At 40.1% G+C, this 823-nt stretch carries 1 protein-coding gene; it reads left to right on the top strand.

What is annotated here, in order from left to right; all coding sequences use genetic code 11:
• The first annotated feature begins 85 nt into the window (after window positions 1–85).
• The gene (locus QWY74_RS12450) at window positions 86–658 is read left to right on the top strand and encodes a hypothetical protein (RefSeq protein WP_290314419.1); all 573 of its coding nucleotides are present in this window, start codon (window positions 86–88) and stop codon (window positions 656–658) included.
• The last annotated feature ends 165 nt before the right edge of the window (window positions 659–823 follow it).

The raw sequence follows: 823 nt of genomic DNA, 5'->3' as shown, positions 1-823 counted from the left end.
ATGGTTCCATCCGTGTCAGTGATCCTGAGGCGGATTATACTCGAAAATATCAGATCAGGCACTTAGAGACCCTTTCGAGCAGTATATGTCACTTTATAGGTATGGCTTGTATGGAAAAGGTGCTGTATATAATAGGCTAAAAAATAATGGGTTTGGGTATTTGTATAATTCTAATAAGGCTGAGGATTTTGAGAAGTGGTTTGATTTTTTGAGCTCTGATGAAAACATACCTTTTTTTGGCGAGGGTTTTGATAAATTTCCTTGCTTGTCAAATATTTTAGGCTTCTTTTCGTTTAGGCTTTTGAGTCTTGCTTTCCGTGATATTAATAAAGCCCTGGAGGGAGTTGAAGATAAAAAGGGTGTTGTTGACTCAATTTCTAAAAAAAGCATAGTTAATTTTGTTGTTCGAAACGAAAATCTTGAGGAGGATTTTTTAAAGGTTTTGGAAATCGCTTCTTCGGATATTAGGGTGAATCCAGTTAGCCTTAAAAAGAGTGTTGAAGAAATAAGAGAGGAAATACACGAGCGGAAAAGGGTTAATGTCACCAAGGTGGATAAAATTTATTTTGTGGATAGTCAGCATCGTGACTATTTGAAATCAAAGGTTTGCAAAAAAGAGTGGGTGTATGGGTATTTTGGCTATCCAGAGTACTTGTAGTTAGGGAGACGCTGCATAAATCCTGCTGGAGCTTCCTTGTAGCCACCGGCAGGGTAGAATCTGTCTTGTCCACCACCCGTTGACAGAACCACCCGATGAACCCGCCTTATTCATCAGGGTTCTGAATGCGGGTGTTGAGCCGAGTGATTGCTGGCATCGACCGAC

Source organism: Halomonas almeriensis (assembly GCF_030409235.1).
In the GTDB taxonomy this organism is placed as follows: domain Bacteria; phylum Pseudomonadota; class Gammaproteobacteria; order Pseudomonadales; family Halomonadaceae; genus Halomonas; species Halomonas almeriensis.
The sequence above is the reverse complement of the archived record's forward strand: the minus strand, read 5'-3'. Positions and strand labels throughout refer to the sequence as shown.

What these genes read in the sequence shown, in the direction of transcription:
- QWY74_RS12450 (WP_290314419.1), top strand. Translation starts at nt 86, where the DNA reads ATGTCACTTTATAGGTATGGCTTGTATGGAAAAGGTGCTGTATATAAT.